At 49.5% G+C, this 18,205-nt stretch carries 14 protein-coding genes, 1 tRNA gene and 1 other RNA gene; 13 read left to right on the forward strand and 3 right to left on the reverse strand.

The annotated features are described in order from the left end of the window. Positions 1-490: 490 nt before the first annotated feature. Both clpP and L6H65_RS19465 read right to left on the reverse strand, forming a co-directional pair. Positions 491-1,072 (reverse strand): ATP-dependent Clp endopeptidase proteolytic subunit ClpP, encoded by a 582-nt coding sequence (clpP, locus tag L6H65_RS19460; protein ID WP_236344398.1) that lies wholly within the window; start codon positions 1,070-1,072, stop codon positions 491-493. 356 nt (positions 1,073-1,428) lie between these two features. After that, positions 1,429-1,503, reverse strand: a tRNA-Arg gene (locus tag L6H65_RS19465). Positions 1,504-1,730: 227 nt separating this feature from the next. Here L6H65_RS19465 and L6H65_RS19470 point away from each other — a divergent pair. The 8 genes from L6H65_RS19470 to secG all read left to right on the forward strand — a co-directional run bounded on the left by L6H65_RS19470 (position 1,731) and on the right by secG (position 10,487). Then, positions 1,731-2,762, forward strand: a complete 1,032-nt coding sequence (locus L6H65_RS19470; RefSeq protein WP_236344326.1) for a sugar-binding transcriptional regulator — start codon at positions 1,731-1,733, stop codon at positions 2,760-2,762. A gap of 111 nt (positions 2,763-2,873) precedes the next feature. After that, entirely contained in the window at positions 2,874-3,878 is a 1,005-nt protein-coding gene (gap, locus tag L6H65_RS19475) for a type I glyceraldehyde-3-phosphate dehydrogenase (protein ID WP_236344327.1), read from the forward strand. Between the two features lie 285 nt (positions 3,879-4,163). Next, a complete protein-coding gene (locus L6H65_RS19480; RefSeq protein WP_236344328.1) occupies positions 4,164-5,345 on the forward strand; it encodes a phosphoglycerate kinase in 1,182 nt (393 codons plus the stop codon). Between the two features lie 45 nt (positions 5,346-5,390). Then, on the forward strand, positions 5,391-6,143 hold the full coding sequence (gene tpiA, locus L6H65_RS19485; protein ID WP_236344329.1) for a triose-phosphate isomerase: 753 nt from the start codon (positions 5,391-5,393) through the stop codon (positions 6,141-6,143). A gap of 1 nt (position 6,144) precedes the next feature. After that, positions 6,145-7,686 (forward strand): 2,3-bisphosphoglycerate-independent phosphoglycerate mutase, encoded by a 1,542-nt coding sequence (gene gpmI / locus L6H65_RS19490; protein WP_236344330.1) that lies wholly within the window; start codon positions 6,145-6,147, stop codon positions 7,684-7,686. 53 nt (positions 7,687-7,739) lie between these two features. Then, the gene (gene eno / locus L6H65_RS19495) at positions 7,740-9,032 is read left to right on the forward strand and encodes a phosphopyruvate hydratase (protein ID WP_236344331.1); all 1,293 of its coding nucleotides are present in this window, start codon (positions 7,740-7,742) and stop codon (positions 9,030-9,032) included. Positions 9,033-9,319: 287 nt separating this feature from the next. Next, the gene (locus L6H65_RS19500) at positions 9,320-10,093 is read left to right on the forward strand and encodes a sugar phosphate isomerase/epimerase family protein (RefSeq protein WP_236344332.1); all 774 of its coding nucleotides are present in this window, start codon (positions 9,320-9,322) and stop codon (positions 10,091-10,093) included. A 154-nt stretch (positions 10,094-10,247) separates the two neighbouring features. After that, positions 10,248-10,487 carry a preprotein translocase subunit SecG gene (gene secG, locus L6H65_RS19505; RefSeq protein WP_236344333.1) on the forward strand — a complete coding sequence of 80 codons (240 nt, stop codon included), beginning with the start codon at positions 10,248-10,250 and terminating at the stop codon, positions 10,485-10,487. Between the two features lie 71 nt (positions 10,488-10,558). On the opposite strand, the gene L6H65_RS19510 is transcribed toward secG, so the two are convergent. Continuing rightward, positions 10,559-11,041 (reverse strand): DinB family protein, encoded by a 483-nt coding sequence (locus tag L6H65_RS19510; RefSeq protein WP_236344334.1) that lies wholly within the window; start codon positions 11,039-11,041, stop codon positions 10,559-10,561. A gap of 47 nt (positions 11,042-11,088) precedes the next feature. Here L6H65_RS19510 and L6H65_RS19515 point away from each other — a divergent pair, with 47 nt between their 5' ends. The 5 genes from L6H65_RS19515 to L6H65_RS19535 all read left to right on the forward strand — a co-directional run bounded on the left by L6H65_RS19515 (position 11,089) and on the right by L6H65_RS19535 (position 17,934). Then, entirely contained in the window at positions 11,089-11,304 is a 216-nt protein-coding gene (locus tag L6H65_RS19515; RefSeq protein WP_236344335.1) for a hypothetical protein, read from the forward strand. 154 nt (positions 11,305-11,458) lie between these two features. After that, the gene (gene rnr, locus L6H65_RS19520) at positions 11,459-14,587 is read left to right on the forward strand and encodes a ribonuclease R (protein WP_236344399.1); all 3,129 of its coding nucleotides are present in this window, start codon (positions 11,459-11,461) and stop codon (positions 14,585-14,587) included. A 190-nt stretch (positions 14,588-14,777) separates the two neighbouring features. Next, positions 14,778-15,257: an SsrA-binding protein SmpB gene (gene smpB / locus L6H65_RS19525; protein ID WP_219875078.1), complete on the forward strand. Its 480-nt coding sequence runs from the start codon at positions 14,778-14,780 to the stop codon at positions 15,255-15,257. A 255-nt stretch (positions 15,258-15,512) separates the two neighbouring features. Then, positions 15,513-15,876, forward strand: a transfer-messenger RNA (tmRNA) gene (ssrA, locus tag L6H65_RS19530). 342 nt (positions 15,877-16,218) lie between these two features. Further along, positions 16,219-17,934 (forward strand): hypothetical protein, encoded by a 1,716-nt coding sequence (locus L6H65_RS19535; protein ID WP_236344336.1) that lies wholly within the window; start codon positions 16,219-16,221, stop codon positions 17,932-17,934. Positions 17,935-18,205: the final 271 nt, after the last annotated feature.

Raw genomic sequence — 18,205 nt, forward strand, 5'->3', positions numbered from 1 at the left:
CCCAAACCCAAACCCAAACCCAAACCCAAACCCAAACTGTAAGCGTGAAATAACGGCTTCCAGCTGCCGAAAGATGCGGAAACGGTCGTGGAAGCATGAAAAACAGTCTTACAGCTCAAGAGGACGGATGAAAGGTGCACCAATAATGACTGTAAGCATGAAAAAACGGCTTCCAGCTGCCGAAAGATGCGGAAACGGTCGTGGAAGCATGAAAAACAGTCTTACAGCTCAAGAAGACGGATGAAAGGTGCACCAATAATGACTGTAAGCGTGAAAAAACGGCTTCCAGCTGCCGAATGATGCGGAAACGGTCGTGGAAGCATGAAAAACAGTCTTACAGTCAGAGTGAACGGATGTCCGTTGGACTTTCTCAACAGTCCGCGATTTTGCAGCAGCGAAAGTGAGAGCAACACGATTGAAGCAGAAAATCCACGGGAGTTGTCCCGTGGATTTTCTTATGAAGACTCGATATGAGGGCCGAAATTAACGATTACAATTTCTCAATAACTTTGTCGACTAATCCATATGCCTGCGCTTCAGCTGCGGACATGAAGTAGTCGCGGTCGGTATCGCGTTCAATCTTCTCAAGCGGTTGTCCGGTGCGTTCGGATAGTATTTTATTCAATGTATCGCGCGTCTTGAGGATATGCTTGGCGCGAATCTCGATGTCGGTTGCCTGGCCTTGCGCGCCGCCGAGCGGCTGATGAATCATGACCTCACTATTAGGCAGCGCCAATCGCTTGCCCTTGGCGCCTGCAGCGAGCAGGAATGCGCCCATGGAAGCGGCCATACCCACACATATGGTGGAGACGTCCGGTTTAATGAACTGCATCGTATCGAAGATAGCAAGACCTGCGGAAACTGAACCGCCAGGGCTGTTGATGTAGAGTGAAATATCCTTCTCAGGATCATCCGCCGCAAGGAACAACAGCTGCGCGATGATGGAGTTGGCGACGATATCATTCACGGGCGTTCCGAGAAAGACGATACGATCCTTAAGCAGCCGGGAATAAATGTCATATGCACGCTCGCCTCGATTGTTCTGCTCAATAACCATAGGTACGAAATTCATTTCCAATGTAAGTCCCTCCTTCAATTGATAAGCGATGTATTACCATAATAACGGATTAAACTATGAAAGTCAAAGAAGGTCAAAATTCTTGATCTGTATGCCTGAAGGCTGAGTTAGAAGTCTCGAAATTCACAGCATGCTCGAAAATCCCGGATGGAAGTCACGCATGCAGGAAAGTCTCGGTGGTTGACTGCCAACCCAACACGCATCGCCCCAACGTGCGCTGGGAGCTGCGCGCGGTGCAGAACGCGGTGCAGAACGCGGTGCAGAACATTGGCTCAAAGTGTGTGTAATGACGATCTGTAGAAGCAAAAAAGACCGTCCCTTGCGGGGACGATCTCTGTTAGTTGCAATTATGGCGCGCCCGCGAGGGATCGAACCTCGATCTCAGGCTCCGGAGGCCTACGTCATATCCATTGGACCACGGGCGCAAAATGATAGCGATATTTATTGTATATTATATTAAATGAAAAAGCAATATCTAAACAAAATAAAAATTTGTGCAAATCGTGACAGAAAACGTTTACATAGCAAAAAGCATTCTTGCTTGATGGCAAGAGTTGCAGTACAATAAGTGTGGGACTCAAAACGTGCAAGCGGGACGTTATTGGTCCAATGTAATTGCAGCTTATTCGGCAAACGGAGATGATGTTGAACAATGCAATCTCTCATTGATATACAACAGCAGCTTTTGCCGGATTTACTTGTTGTCATGAAGAAGCGGTATCTTATTCTGCGTCAGGTTATGCTCTCTGACATGATTGGCAGGCGAACGCTTGCCGCATCGCTGAATCTGACAGAACGTGTGCTGCGTGCGGAGACTGATTTCCTGAAGGGACAGGGCCTTCTTCTCATCGATGCTGCTGGCATGCGCATCAGTGACGCAGGAAGACGGCTGCTGGAGAATATGGAGCCCTTGTACAAGACGATGTTCGGCTTATCGGATCTGGAAGAACGGATACGCGAACGCTTCGGCCTTAAAGGGGTATCGATCGTTCCCGGCGACTCTGACACTTCCCCGTATACGAAACGCGAGCTTGGGCGAGCTGGATGTGCTGCATTGCGCAAGGTTATGGGTAAAGATGATGTAGTGGCTGTAACTGGAGGGTCAACACTTGCGAATCTGGCTGGCCAGATGATGACGCAGGCGCCGCTGAAGAGCAATTGGTTCGTTCCGGCGCGCGGCGGTCTTGGCGAAAGTCTTGATTATCAGGCCAATACGATTGCTTCAACGCTGGCCAAACGCACTGGCGCGCAGTACAGGCTGCTTCATGTGCCCGATCATCTCAGTGATGAAGCTTACATGTCGCTTATGCAGGAGCCTAACGTCAGAGAAATTGTTGAAGTCATCCGAAGTGCCAGAATTGTGGTGCACGGCATCGGAGATGCTATGGTGATGGCGCGTAGACGGCGCGTGGACGAATCGGTTATTCAGGCAATGGAAGCGGAGAAGGCATTGGCGGAAGCGTTCGGTTATTATTTTGACCGCAATGGTGAAGTCGTGCATAAGATGTCCACCGCAGGCCTCAGACTTGAGGACATTGTGGAGACGGAAGTTGTTATTGCGATAGCAGGCGGCCGAAGCAAGGGCGAGGCTATTGCGGCGGTTATGCGCTTCGGGCATGACGATATGCTTGTAACAGATGAAGCTGCAGCACTGGAAATCGCAGCCATTATGGATCGAGAATAGCAATTGGATATGCAGCTTTGTGATCTTGACGAATGCGAGTGGCAAAATTGCCGGCTCCAGATCGTCTTGAGATATATTAAATTTTAAAAATACGCTTAGGAGGAATTTTAAATGGTAAAAGTAGGCATTAATGGTTTTGGACGTATCGGACGCAACGTATTCCGCGCAGCTTTGAACAATCCGGATGTACAAGTGGTGGCTGTTAATGATTTGACAGACACGAACACGCTTGCTCACCTGCTCAAGTATGACACGACTCATGGTACGCTTGATGCTAAAGTTGAAGCTAAAGAAGGCGCGCTCGTTGTTAACGGACGCGAAATCAAAGTATTTGCCGAGCGCAACCCGGAAAACCTCCCTTGGGGACAAGAAGGCGTAGAAATCGTTATTGAATCCACAGGTATCTTCACAGCTAAAGAAAAAGCTGAGCTTCACTTGAAAGGCGGCGCGAAGAAAGTTATCATCTCCGCACCTGCTACGAACGAAGACATCACGATCGTTATGGGCGTTAACGAAGACAAATACGATGCTTCTGCTCACACTGTAATCTCCAACGCTTCTTGTACGACGAACTGCCTTGCGCCTTTTGCAAAAGTTATTAACGACAAATTCGGTATCGTCAAAGGTATGATGACGACGATTCACTCCTATACAAACGATCAGTCCGTTCTGGACGTTCCTCATAAAGACCTGCGTCGTGCTCGCGCGGCTGCTGAGAACATCATTCCTTCGTCCACTGGCGCGGCAAAAGCTGTTTCCCTCGTTCTGCCTGAGCTGAAAGGCAAATTGAACGGTATGGCAATGCGTGTTCCTACGCCTAACGTATCGGTTACTGACCTCGTTGCTGAGCTGAAAGTAAACGTAACGGTTGAAGAAGTAAACAATGCGCTGAAAGCTGCTGCTGAAGGCCCGCTGAAAGGCATTCTTAAATTCTCTGAAGAGCCGCTTGTATCCAGCGACTACAATGGCGACCCTGCTTCTTCCGCTATCGACGCGCTGTCGACGATGGTTGTTGAAGGCAACATGGTTAAAATCATTTCCTGGTATGACAATGAGTGGGGCTACTCCAACCGCGTAGTTGACCTTTGCGGCTACATTGCTTCTAAAGGACTGTAAGTTCGAACAGGTTTTCCTTGGCGAAAACCTTTAGGGGACCCCACCTACGGGCTTAGCCCTCTGGATACCCTTATATTCGCGAAGGAGCTGCTTGTAGTAGCTCCTTCGTGGCGGTTTGTGCAGAAATTTATATAGATATAGAGCCTGCAGGCGGACGAACAGTACGTAATGAACTGCGATGTGCGGATTGCGGGACGGATAGGATTGGAAGAGATTTGAATAGACAGGACCCTTTGGCGCTCGCTGTGGTGAGCGCCAAAGGGTCAACTACGGGAGGCTAAACGGATGAATAAGAAGAGTGTGCGTGATGTTGAAGTATCGGGCAAGCGTGTATTTGTACGTGTAGATTTTAACGTGCCGCTGGAAAATGGCGCTATTACTGACGATACTCGTATTCGCGAGACGCTGCCAACGATCAAGTATTTGATCGAGAATGGCGCTAAAGTTATTCTTGCTAGCCACATGGGCCGTCCGAATGGTCAAGTTGTTGAAGAGCTGCGTCTTACTCCAGCAGCGAACCGTCTATCTGACCTGCTCGGCAAGCCGGTTGTGAAAGCAAACGAATCGATTGGCGAAGCTGTACAAGCACAAGTCGCTGCGCTTAACAACGGCGATGTGCTGCTGCTTGAGAATGTTCGTTTCAACGCTGGTGAAGAGAAGAATGATGCGGAATTGGCGAAAGCTTTTGCCGGGCTGGCTGATCTGTTCGTTAACGACGCATTCGGCGCTGCTCACCGTGCACACGCTTCGACGGAAGGCATCGCTCACCATCTGCCTGCTGTTTCCGGTCTGCTTGTGGAGAAAGAGCTGGATGTTCTCGGCAAAGCGCTTCTGAACCCTGAGCGTCCGTTCACTGCAATTGTCGGCGGCTCCAAGGTTAAGGACAAAATCGACGTTATTAACAAAATGATCGAAATCGCTGACAACATCATCATCGGCGGCGGTCTCTCCTACACGTTCTTCAAGGCGCAAGGCCACGAAATCGGTCAATCCCTTGTGGACAATGAGAAGCTTGATCTGGCGCTTGGTTTCATTGAGAAAGCGAAGAAGCTTGGCAAGAACTTCCTGCTTCCGGTTGATATTGTTGTGTCCGATGATTTCAGCGCGAAAGCGAACACGCAAATCGTTGACATTAGCGGCATTCCTGCTGATTGGGAAGGCATTGACATCGGTCCCAAGACGCGTGAAATTTATGCGGATGTCATTAAAAACTCGAAGCTTGTCGTATGGAACGGACCGATGGGCGTATTCGAAATCGAGCCTTTCTCCCACGGTACGCAAGCAGTTGCCCGCGCATGCGCGGAAACATCCGGTTACACCGTTATCGGCGGCGGCGATTCTGCGGCGGCAGCTGAGAAATTCGGCCTTGCTGACAAGATGGATCACATCTCCACCGGCGGCGGAGCTTCTCTGGAATTCATGGAAGGCAAGGCGCTCCCGGGCGTTGTTGCACTGAACGATAAATAATAACGGCATTAAGCTAATAAAGCGGTAGAAAAGGAGCTGACAACTATGCGTAAACCCATTATTGCGGGTAACTGGAAAATGTTCAAAACGGTTTCCGAAGCGACATCGTTCTTCGCAGATGTGAAGGGCAAAGCGGAGGTTGACGGTGTTGAGGCTGTCATCTGCGCACCTTTCACAGCATTGCCGGCGCTTGTAGAAGCGGCTAAAGGCACGACAATTGCGATCGGCGCACAGAACGTGCATTTCGAAGACAATGGCGCATTCACAGGCGAGATCAGCGGTATTATGCTGAAGGATCTGGGCGTGAAATATGTGATTATCGGCCACTCCGAGCGCCGCGCTTATTTTGCAGAAAGTGATGAGATCGTGAACAAGAAAGCGCAAGCGGCTTTCAAGCATGGTCTGACTCCGATCATCTGTGTCGGCGAGAAGCTCGAAGAGCGTGAAGCGGGTCAAACGAAGGATGTCTGCAAGGTGCAAACCGAAGCGGCTTTCCAAGGTCTGTCCGCAGCGCAAGCGGCTGAGGTTGTTATTGCCTATGAGCCAATCTGGGCGATTGGTACTGGGAAATCCTCTACCTCCGAGGATGCAGAGGATGTTATTGCTTACATTCGCGGCATTGTTGAAGGGCTGTATGGCGCTGAAACGGCTAATGCTGTCCGTATTCAATACGGCGGCAGCGTGAAACCGAACAATGTAAGTGAATACATGGGGCAACCCAACATCGACGGTGCTCTAGTGGGCGGCGCTAGCCTTGAGGCAGCTTCCTACATTCAGCTTGTCGAGGGGGCGAAGTAAGATGTCGGTCCCTAAACCGGTAGCGCTTATTATTCTCGATGGCTTCGGCCTTCGCAGCGATGTAACGGGCAATGCGGTGGCGCAAGCAAACAAGCCGAATTATGACCGTTATATGGCGCAATACCCCAATACGACGCTGACGGCATGCGGCGAAGCCGTTGGTTTGCCGGAAGGCCAGATGGGCAATTCCGAGGTCGGCCACCTTAACATCGGCGCTGGCCGGATTGTTTATCAGGATCTGACCCGGATCAGCAAGTCTATTCGTGACGGCGAGTTTTACGACAATGAGACGCTGCTTGGCGCAGTTCGTCATGCGAAATCAAACGGCACGAAGCTCCATCTCTATGGTCTCCTGTCGGATGGCGGCGTTCATAGCCATATCGCGCATCTGTTCGCGCTGCTTGATTTGGCGAAGAAGGAAGACCTGTCCGAAGTGTATATTCACGCCTTCCTGGATGGCCGTGATGTATCGCCGGATAGCGCCAAAGGTTATCTGGAGCAGCTTCAAGCGAAAATCGCCGAGGTTGGCGTAGGACGCATCGCAACGGTACAAGGCCGCTACTATGCTATGGACCGCGACAAGCGCTGGGAGCGTACGGAGAAATCCTACCGCGCTATGGTATATGGCGATGGTCCGCAATATACGGACCCGATTCAGGCGGTCGTGGAATCCTATGAGAAGTCTGTGTACGACGAGTTCGTTATGCCGACTGTCATCGTGGGCGAAGACGGCAAGCCGGTAGGTCTGGTTGAATCCGATGATTCTATCGTATTCTTCAACTTCCGTCCTGACCGCGCCATTCAATTGTCGCAGGTATTCACCAACCAGGATTTTCGTGGATTTGACCGCGGGCTGAAAATTCCGATGAATCTTCACTTTGTATGTCTGACGTTGTTCAGCGAGACGGTTGGCGGCTATGTCGCATACTCGCCTAAGAACCTCGACAACACGCTTGGCGAAGTGCTCGTGCAGAACGGCAAAGCGCAGCTTCGTATTGCTGAAACAGAGAAATACCCGCATGTCACCTTCTTCTTCAGCGGCGGACGCGATGTAGAGCTGCCGGGAGAGACGCGTATTCTTATTAGCTCCCCTAAGGTTGCTACTTATGATCTGCAGCCTGAGATGAGCGCTTACGAAGTGGCTGAAGCGGCAGTGAAGGAGATCGAGTCGGACAAGCATGACGCGATTATTCTGAATTTCGCGAATCCGGATATGGTTGGACATTCCGGCATGCTGCTGCCAACGATCAAGGCGGTAGAAGCGACGGACGAATGTCTGGGCAAAGTAGTTGATGCTGTTCTTGCCAAGGGCGGCGTATGCTTGATTACGGCGGATCACGGCAATGCGGATATGGTTATTGATGAGCTTGGACGTCCATTCACGGCGCATACGACGAATCCGGTTCCGCTTATCGTCACGAAGCAAGGCGTTACGCTGCGCGAGGGCGGAATTCTGGCAGATCTGGCTCCAACGGTGCTGTCGCTGCTCGAACTGGCCAAACCTGCTGAAATGACGGGTGCAACGCTTATAAATGAGGTATAATGTATAGCTGAGACATCAGTTTATCCAAAAATATTAAAGGAGTGTTCTATTCAATGTCTATCATTACTGACGTATATGCACGCGAAGTGCTTGATTCTCGCGGCAACCCGACTGTAGAAGTAGAAGTAGTTCTTGAGTCCGGCGGCAAAGGCAGCGCAATCGTACCATCCGGCGCATCCACTGGCGCATACGAGGCTGTTGAGCTTCGTGACGGCGACAAAGGCCGTTACCTTGGCAAAGGCGTTCTGAAAGCTGTTGATAACGTGAACGCGATTATCGCTCCTGAAATTATCGGTCTGGACGCGCTTGATCAAGTATTGATCGACCGTACGATGATCGCGCTTGACGGTACGCCTAACAAAGCGAAGCTCGGCGCTAACGCGATTCTAGCTGTATCAATGGCAGTTGCTCGCGCAGCTGCAGACGCTCTGGATGTGCCGCTTTATACTTATCTTGGCGGCTTCAACGCTAAGACGCTTCCAGTACCTATGATGAACATCGTTAACGGCGGCGAGCACGCTGACAACAATATCGATGTGCAAGAGTTCATGGTTCTGCCAGTAGGCGCTGAGAACTTCAAGGAAGCTCTCCGCATCGGCACAGAAATCTTCCACAACCTGAAATCGGTTCTGAAAGAAAAAGGACTGAACACTGCAGTTGGCGACGAAGGCGGCTTCGCTCCTAACCTTGGTTCCAATGAAGAAGCAATCACGACGATCCTTGCTGCTATCGAGCGCGCAGGCTACAAGCCAGGCGTAGACGTATTCCTTGGCATGGACGTTGCTTCCACTGAGTTCTTCAAAGACGGCAAATATCACCTCGAAGGCGAAGGCAAATCCTTCACGCCTGCTGAGTTCGTTGACCTGCTTGCTTCATGGGTGGATAAATATCCGATCATCACAATCGAAGACGGCTGCTCCGAGGACGATTGGGAAGGCTGGAAGCTGCTCACTGATAAATTGGGCGGCAAAATCCAACTCGTTGGCGACGATCTGTTCGTAACGAACACCGAGCGTCTGTCCGATGGTATCGAAAAAGGCGTGGGCAACTCCATCCTTGTAAAAGTAAACCAAATCGGTTCGCTTACAGAAACTTTCGACGCAATCGAAATGGCTAAGCGCGCAGGCTACACGGCTGTTATCTCCCACCGCTCCGGTGAGTCCGAGGACAGCACGATCGCTGATATCGCTGTAGCTACGAATGCTGGTCAAATCAAAACCGGCGCTCCGTCCCGTACGGACCGTGTGGCGAAATACAACCAACTGCTTCGCATTGAAGACCAACTGGGCTCCACGGCTCAATATGCAGGCAAAAGCGCATTCTATAACTTGAAAAGCTTCAAGTAATAGAGGTACGGCATGAGCTGGCTGATCCACGGCTCGCTGTGAGATCATCAACGGCATACTAAGGGAGAGACAACGCTTGATCGAAGCGTTGCTCTCCCTTTCTTCATTTTACGGAGAATAAAAAGGGGGTATATCGTAAAAACTTAATGCAGATAAGGAAAGTAAAGCATTAGCCAATAGCTAAGCAACGAAGTGAATGCTTTCGAAGCCGGCTTTCTGCCGCAAGTAGAAAATGAGAGAGAAGCGTATTCGTGAAGCTAAGCAGAGAATGTTGAGGAGTGAATCGGGTGGCGCCACCAATGGTTGGTTTGCAGATGTACTCCTTGCGGGACCTGGCGGAGAAGGATTTTATCGGGACGCTGCGCAAGGTGGCGGATATAGGTTATCAGGCGGTGGAATTCGCAGGCTACTACGATACGCCTGCAAAGGAGCTTAGGTCTGTACTGGACAGCATTGGGCTGAAGGCCCCTTCTGCTCATATGAGCATTCATTTTGATGATGATCGGAAGAAAATTAAAGCCAATGTCGCCAGACAGATTGAATATGCGAACCTCGTCGGGCTGGAATATCTGGTCACACCGTGGGTGCCGCTTCCTGACAACCCTACCGACGAAGATGTGAATACGCTTGCCAATTTGCTGGAGCTTATCGGGAAACAAGTTCATGCGTCAGGATTGCAGTACGGCTATCATAATCATGAGTTTGAATTCAAGCTGGTCGGGGATAAGCCGGTTATTGATATGCTTCTAGAGCGCATACCAGCAAAATATTTGGTCGCGGAATTCGATCTTGGCTGGATCTATATGGGCGGGCAGAATCCTGTTGAATATGTGATGCGCTACGCAGGCAGAGTGCCGCTTGTTCACTTTAAGGATTTCGCTAAGGGGCGCCGCGATACTGAGATCGGCAAAGGGATGGTTGACCTTAAGGGAGTTCTGAAGGCAGCCGAGCCAGCGGGTATTCAATATTATTTTGTCGAGCAGGAGGAATATAGTACATCGTCGCTGGAAAGCGTGAAGAATTCTCTGGCATTCTTTCGAGAGAATGGGGTCTTGCAATAAAGATCCGGCATGCAGAGCTGGATTCTCGAATATACTAATTATTCTTGAATTTATTTATTATTTGTGCTACAATAAAAATGCTGTTTTTAGGTCTTGTCTCCTTGCGTGACAGGGCAGCGGCAAATGAGATGCTCCTTATGCAGGAGGTGGAACTGTGGAAATTACATTCAGAATTTTGCTTACTGTTTTCTCGTTGACCTTAATTACGGTCGTTCTTCTTCAAAAGGGGAAAAGTGCGGGACTGGCGGGTGCTATCTCCGGCGGTGCTGAGCATTTGTTCGGCAAACAGAAAGCGCGCGGTTTGGACTTGTTCTTGCAACGTCTGACAATTGGCGTCGCGGTTGGATTTTTCGTGACGGCACTGGTTGTTGCCTACCTGGTAAAGCCTGTATAGGCAACATGCGAAAAGCGGGATGATTCCCGCTTTTTTTAATTTTTCAGGGGCTATTTCGTCTCAATCGCTAACTAAACAGGCGGCAAGTCTACACTCAACAATCCTCTGCCTATTACATTCGCTGATGCTGGTTGAAGCCCAATCTCTCTTGCCCATACGGATAGCTGACCCATATGATGAATTTCATGTGTAATGATATGGCGTAATATTTCACCTTTGACAAAATGTCCTTCGGTCCACGGTACGGTCACAGTTTCGTGTTCAAAATCATTTGACCATGTATGCAAGAACGCCCTTGTTTCATTAAGCCACGAATCGGAAAGCTCCTTTATTTGATCGAGTGTCTCATAGTCCTCAAATTGTACCAGAATTTCCGGTTTGCCTTGTACGCCACGAATCCAACTATATTCCACGTCCAAAACATGGAAAAGTGTATAAAGAATAGAGCCTGCCCCGCCATTTCGCTTGCGCGTCAATTCCTCCGTAGAGACCTGCTTGAACAGTTCGAACCATTCATCCCTTACCATCCAATTATACTGAAACAACTTTATCAACTTAACCGCTCCCTTATCAGATAGTAACAGATGGAATACACAGACGCGTGGTTGATGCTGATGCTGCGCTATTCGGCTATGTCGCCGCCGCATTTATGCAGGTTGTATTTCTTATTATAGAACATGTGTTCCTAACCATCAACGATGTTATTCAAGTCATTGCGTTGCTGTCACAGGCGAAGGCAGGGATCGGAAAGGGGGGGTATTGTGAAGCGGTTACGGGCTTCTTAGCCGCCAGAGGGTACGTTCATGATGGATTTTAGAAAAATTTTGTTGTTTTATTAGGAATTTTGGGTGGCTTTTCAGCAAGTGCGGATGGTAATGCTTAGTTTCGTGTATACTATATGGTATATAGGAATCTATCAACCGACTGCTGCATATTCGATAGACGGCATCGCGGTACATGAGGTGAGAGATATGGTGACGGAGCAGCAGCTTCTTGATTTTATGCGAGAACAGGCGTACAAGCCAATGACGTACCAGGAATTGGATGAGCAGCTTGGCAGGGGAGACGCCGAGTCTTATAAGACTTTTCTGGTGATGTTGAATGGTCTTGAGGATGAGGGAAAGATCATTCGGACTCGGAATGACCGCTATGGTGTGCCGGAGCGGATGAATCTGCTGCGCGGCCGCATTCAAGCGCATGCGAAAGGGTTTGCGTTCCTGCTGCCTGAGGATAAGGGGCATCCGGACGTTTATTTGCATGCCAATGATCTTAAAAGCGCGATGAATGGCGACATAGTGCTCGTGTGCATTACCTCCAAGAGCGAGGGCGGCGGCCGAATGGAAGGCGAAGTCATTCGTGTTGTGGAGCGGGCGGTCACGCAAATTGTCGGCACTTTCGACAATCATGATACGTATGGATTCGTGCTGCCGGATGACAAACGGATTAATCGGGATATTTTCATACCTAAAGGTCAGTTTCAAGGTGTCGTCTCGGGTCAAAAGGTTGTCGTACGCATTATCTCATATCCGGAAGGACGCTCGGCTGCAGAGGGCGAGATTATTGAGGTGCTTGGACATAAGGATGATCCGGGCGTCGATATTCTCTCCATTATCCGCAAGCATCAGTTGCCTGAGGGCTTCCCTGATGATGTAATGGAGGAAGCGGAGGCAGCGCCGGATGCAATTACGGAGGAAGAGATTGTGCGGCAGGGACGCCGCGATCTGCGGGATAAGGTCATTGTGACGATTGACGGCGAGGACGCGAAGGATCTTGATGATGCGGTCAATGTGGAGCGTCTGGAGAATGGAAACTATGTGCTGGGTGTCCATATTGCCGATGTCGGCTATTATGTGCGGGAGAAGTCTGCGCTGGATCAAGAGGCGTACCGCCGCGGCTGCAGTGTGTACCTGGTCGACCGGGTTATTCCGATGCTGCCTCACCGGCTCTCGAACGGAATCTGTTCTCTGAACCCGCAGGTGGATCGGCTGACAATGTCCTGTGAGATGGAGTTCGATGCGAAGACGCTGAAGCGGGTGCGCCATGATGTGTTCACAAGCGTGATCCGGACGAAAGAACGGATGACGTATACGAATGTGCGCAAAATCGTACAGGACGAGGATCCCGAGGTGACGGAGCGTTACGCGGAGCTCGTCGATACGTTCAAGCTGATGGAAGAGCTTGCGATGCGTTTGCGGTCGCACCGGATGAAGCGGGGCGCGATTGATTTTGACTTCGTGGAATCAAAGGTTATTGTCGATAGCGAGGGCAAGGCAATCGATATTGTGAAGCGTGAACGCTCGGTGGCCGAGCAAATTATTGAGGAGTTTATGCTTGCGGCTAACGAGACGGTAGCCGAGCATTTCTACTGGCTGCGTGTGCCGTTTATTTATCGGACGCATGAGAATCCGGATATGGAGAAGCTGCTGCATTTTGTTCAGTTCGCGGCGAATTTCGGATACACGATTAAAGGCAAGGGCGGCAGTGAAATTCATCCGCGCGCGTTGCAGACGCTGCTGGAGGAAATCCGTGGGACGAAGGAGCAGACGGTGATCTCCACCGTCATGCTGCGGTCGATGAAGCAGGCGAAGTATGAGGCGCAGAGCCTTGGGCACTTCGGGCTGGCTGCGGAGTTCTATTCCCACTTCACATCGCCAATTCGGCGGTATCCGGATCTTGTTATTCACCGCGTGATGCGCGAGGTGTTCGAGAACGGAGGGACGCTGTCAGAGGCTCGTATTGAGGCGCTGTCCGCCAGGATGCCGGATATTGCGCAGCAATCGTCGGAGCGCGAGCGTGTCGCGGTTGAGGCCGAGCGTGATACGGATAAGCTCAAGAAGTGCGAGTTCATGCTGGATAAGATCGGCGAGGAGTTCGACGGTATTATTAGCAGTGTGACAAGCTTCGGAATCTTCGTGGAACTGGAGAACACGGTGGAAGGGCTCATCCGGCTTAGTGATCTCGTGGATGATTATTATCATTTTCACGAGCAGCATATGCTGCTTATCGGTGAGCGGACGTCCAAGACGTATCGCATTGGCGATGAAGTGAAGATTCGCGTGGAACGCGTGAATATGGATGAGCACACCATTGATTTTGCAATGGTGGAGAATAAGGCGCAGGGCGCTGGTGTAGGGCGCGGCCGCGAGTTTCTGAGCGGCCGCAGTGGCGGCGGCCGCAGGCGCAGCGGCGGCGAGCGGGTTGGCCGTGGCGGCGCGGGAGCGAGCGAGCGAGGCGGGCGCGGTGTTGCGGGAGCGAGTGAGCGAGGCGGACGCGGTGTTGCGGGAGCGAGTGAGCGAGGCGGACGCGGTGTTGCGGGAGCGAGTGAGCGAGGCGGACGCGGTGTTGCGGGAGCGAGTGAGCGAGGCGGACGCGGTGGTGCGGGAGCGAGCGAGCGAGGCGGGCGCGGTGGCGCGGGAGCGAGTGAGCGAGGCGGACGTGGTGTTGCGGGAGCGAGTGAGCGAGGCGGACGCGGTGTTGCGGGAGCGAGTGAGCGAGGCGGACGCGGTGGTGCGGGAGCGAGTGAGCGAGGCGGACGTAAGCGCGGCGGGGCGAATGAGCGAGATGGTCAAGGTCGAAACCGAGCAGGTGATGGTGTGAGACGCACCGGTGGCGGACAGGCAAGTGGTTCAGATGCACGGGCGTGGAAGCCTGAGGATGATTACAATCTGGATCGGATTCTTGGTGATGGCAATGCCCGCAGTACCGATGCATCCGCAGAGCAAGGCGGCGGTAATGGAGGCGAAACGCGCCGTGGTGCGCTTCGCACGGATATGTGGGGTTTGCCAATCAGAGGCACGGGTGGCATTATCGATGATGGTGAAGACCCGGATCGCTCCTCCAACAGAGGCAGGAATGGTGGATCTGGGCGAGGCCGAAACGGCGGGGATCGCGGTTTCAAAGGTTCATCCGGCGGTGCAGGAAGAACAAGTGCGAGCAGCAGTAGTGATGGCAAAGGCTCCCGCAGAAAGAAAGCACCAACCGGTGAAGGGGCAAGTGGAGCGAGCGCTACGGCGAAACCCGATTCTGGAACCGGCTCTTTAAGAAAGAAAAAGAGCGGCGGTAACGCAACGGCTGCTTTTGTCAGAAAGAAACGGAAATAGAAGCTGAGGCAAACACCGTGAGTTCAAGGAACGTTGATTACAGGCCAAAAGGCGCTGCAGACAGAGTATTCTTGATTTCGGTTTGTAAAGTTGTTACAATGGACTCCTGACAAAGCCTGTCAGGAGTCCGTATTTTCATCCGCTTGCTCCAGACAGTAATGCAAACGCTACAAACAAAGAGGTGATCGGCATGGGCAAGAAGAGTGACGGGAAACAACTCGCCCAGAACAAGAAGGCTTCCCATGACTATTTCATCGAGGATACGTATGAAGCGGGCATTGTGCTGATGGGGACCGAGATCAAGGCGCTGCGCACGGGAAAAGCGAATATAAGCGATGCGTTTGCAACGATCCGGAATGGTGAAATGTTCATACACAATATGCACATCAGCCCGTTCGAACAGGGCAACCGTCACAATCCGACTGACCCGACCAGAACGCGCAAGCTGCTGCTGCACAAGGAGCAGATTCATAAGCTGCTGGGCTTGTCCAAGCAGGATGGATATGCGATTGTGCCGCTCAAGATCTATGTGAAGAACGGCTACGCCAAGCTGCTTATTGGACTTGGTAAAGGTAAGAAGCAGTACGACAAGCGCGAGAGCGCTGCGAAGAAAGATGCACAGCGTGACATTCAGCGTGCTCTGCGTGAGAAGCAGAAGGTAGCGCGGTAATTTTCAAGCGAGCTTGCTAACTGGTTCATGTGGCGAACACCGCCATTCCTTCCAGAAAGACTTTCGCCTGTTGATTCAATCCTGTGTTATACTAAGTGAGCAGTAAGAAACAACAACTTTTGCTCGAAACGCTTATGACCGATGAAGCTTGGAGTTTGTCGGTAACTGCGTCGATTAACGTCAGACCTGCTAAACGGACGACCGCGATGACAGCTTGTTAGAGCTAAGTGGAACCGAGGCCGTTTATGCTAAATTGGGGGCGTTTATGGATTCGACGGGGATAGTTCGAGCATGGGTTGCGGGTAGTGGGGACGCGTCCGCTTCATCAACGCTAAAGCCTATTAAACGGCAACCAACGTACAACTTTAGCAGCAGCCTAAGAAACTGTATGCTAAGCTCCTCTCTTGCATCGCCCATGTGCCAGATGTAGGGGCTCACTCTTAGTGGGATACGCTGTCACATCTCCGCCTGCGGTGTGCTGAAGAAGACAATCAGGCTGACCTTAGCGATAGCCGGTTACGGGGCGCTTGCTAAGGTGACATCAAATCTGTGACTACACCCGTAGATGCCTATGTGGCGATGTCTTCGGACAGGGGTTCAAATCCCCTCGCCTCCATATGCAGTATCAGTGACGGACACCATTCGGTGTCCGTTTTTGCTCATTCGGACTCGAAGGGGTGGGGTAAACCGCTTCGGCTCTAAGGCTTCGGGCTTCTCTGACGTCGAATACGACATATTTCTGATGATGTACATGGCGGTACCTATCTATGTAGCAGTTTTGTTGTCACCTGAGCAAACGCCCTGCAACCGGCTTTCTCTTAGGCCAGACTGCTTGTCTTCTTCCGTTCGCCACAGGCGGAGAGGTGACGGCGTATCCCACTGCGTGAACACAAGATTTAATATATAATTACCTATTATTAGTATTGCAGCATATTGTTTGCTTTACTTGGGAGGTGATCATTTGGCACACAGTAAAAAGAAAAGACGGTTAGATGTCCCTGCTACAGGTATGAACTTAATGGTATCTGCTGATTTCAATGAGATGATGCAATATTCTCCAACAGAGACAGAAATAATTGCTCAATTTAAAAAAGCAAGTATAGGAAACCTCTTGCCTGCGATCTCTCGGCTGATAGCCTCGTCTCATATGGATGATACTGATACTGTTTTAAATGAAGTCATCATACGGTGCTGGGAACAAGGAATACATAAAGATTATATTGAACGAATATTACAATATAAGCAACCTAATGTGTTTTTTAATAATAGGCAAATGCTATTAAATGCTGTCAAGTGGTTACTAGTTCAAGCAGATGAGGTAACTTATAATGATGTGCCTGAAATAAATAACCCTAGTGCATTCATGCATTGTTTTCATCTTTCCACCATGCTCTCTAGCTTTTATCAAATTCCTACAGACATGAAAATCATTGAACTTGAAAGTGTGCAAAATGGGAACTTTAATCGAAATATTAATTATCTGCACACTGTACAAAGAAGCATTGAATGTTATTTGAATATAGCTTCTCAAAGGGACAGATTTCAAACTAAAGAGTATGTAGATATTGCAGAATTGTTTTATAACAATACTGGTGTTAGCATAAAGGCTTACTTATTTTTTATGACTGCAATTAATGCATCATTTCATCCAAGTGGCGATGTCAGAGATTTTATATGGACAAATAGAATGGTGAACGATGTTAATAAGTATGTACAATATCTTGGTATAGACACGGATGAGATTCACAACCTATTTCAAATGACGACAATCTCCATGGAGGAATTTAAGCAGAGTTTTGCAGAATCGACATGTCATAGATGGGATTTTAATTATTTTAGGAAGAAGCCAGTTATACGTCAGGGGGAGGTTTTTTATCCACTTGATAGTCAGTTAGTGCTTGAGAATATATGGGATGGCTTATATTGGAGAATTATTGATGGTTTAAGTCCAGAACTAGCAAATAAGTTTAGAATATTTGTTGGTCGCATATTTGAGTTGTATTGCCACGATTTACTAGTTAATGCAGAGCCATCACTAAAAATGGCTAGGTATATTCCTGAGTTTCAATATAAGTATGCAAAAAATAAATTGCTATCGCCTGATGGTTTTATTCAGTATAAAAACGATTTGATTGTGTTCGATTATAAAGCTAAAAGATTAAACATGCAGACAACTCTTGTAGCTGGTAATATCGAGTCGTTTGAGAAGGATATTTCTCAATTAATTATTGAACCTGCTAAGAAAATATATGCTCATCTTCAGAGGTTTATCGAGGCACCTATTGAGAATGTGCCGATTGATTTTACAAAAGCAAGAAAAATTCATGCTGTCATAGTCACGCAAGGTTCGCTATCGGGTGTGAAAATTGTGTATGAGAGAATAGAGCAAAGGCTACGTGATGAGGGCTTATATGATAGGGGCTCCTTGATTGAATGGCATCTTCTCGATGTAAATGAATTTGAGGAATTAGTGAGTTTAATGGAGCAGGGATGTAACCTTGTAAATACATTTTCACAAAAGGCCTCTTCCAGATACAGATATATTTCTTTTCATGATTACCTTGCATATGCTAGAAGACCTCATAGTCACTCCTTTATAGCTAAGAAGCGATTTCATGATTGGTTTGATTATGTAATTGAAGTTATGAAAAGCAATGCACCAGGCGAAGAATCCTGAATTATTGCAAAGGAATGATTCAAGCAGATGGTCTATCCTAACACGTTGGAATTTACATTGGGCGTTCTTCTGGTCAATACACTTAGTTTTGTCGCAGTACCTTGTCTAATCAGTGCTTTAGCTGGGATTTGCTCAGGTTATTATAGCCAACAATGAGGATTCGGTTTATACAGTTTAGTCAGCTATTCTATATATTCTTAAAATGGTGATTCTGTAACATGCAATTTGTAAATGTGTTAATCAGGATACCCAGCCTCGCGGCGATAGACAA

The organism is Paenibacillus plantiphilus, assembly GCF_927798095.1.
Taxonomy (GTDB): Bacteria; Bacillota; Bacilli; order Paenibacillales; family Paenibacillaceae; genus Paenibacillus_Z; species Paenibacillus_Z plantiphilus.

What these genes read in the sequence shown, in the direction of transcription:
- gpmI (WP_236344330.1), top strand. Translation starts at nt 6,145, where the DNA reads ATGTCGGTCCCTAAACCGGTAGCGCTTATTATTCTCGATGGCTTCGGC.
- smpB (WP_219875078.1), top strand. Translation starts at nt 14,778, where the DNA reads ATGGGCAAGAAGAGTGACGGGAAACAACTCGCCCAGAACAAGAAGGCT.
- tpiA (WP_236344329.1), top strand. Translation starts at nt 5,391, where the DNA reads ATGCGTAAACCCATTATTGCGGGTAACTGGAAAATGTTCAAAACGGTT.
- rnr (WP_236344399.1), top strand. Translation starts at nt 11,459, where the DNA reads ATGGTGACGGAGCAGCAGCTTCTTGATTTTATGCGAGAACAGGCGTAC.
- L6H65_RS19470 (WP_236344326.1), top strand. Translation starts at nt 1,731, where the DNA reads ATGCAATCTCTCATTGATATACAACAGCAGCTTTTGCCGGATTTACTT.
- clpP (WP_236344398.1), bottom strand. Translation starts at nt 1,072, where the DNA reads ATGAATTTCGTACCTATGGTTATTGAGCAGAACAATCGAGGCGAGCGT.
- L6H65_RS19480 (WP_236344328.1), top strand. Translation starts at nt 4,164, where the DNA reads ATGAATAAGAAGAGTGTGCGTGATGTTGAAGTATCGGGCAAGCGTGTA.
- eno (WP_236344331.1), top strand. Translation starts at nt 7,740, where the DNA reads ATGTCTATCATTACTGACGTATATGCACGCGAAGTGCTTGATTCTCGC.
- gap (WP_236344327.1), top strand. Translation starts at nt 2,874, where the DNA reads ATGGTAAAAGTAGGCATTAATGGTTTTGGACGTATCGGACGCAACGTA.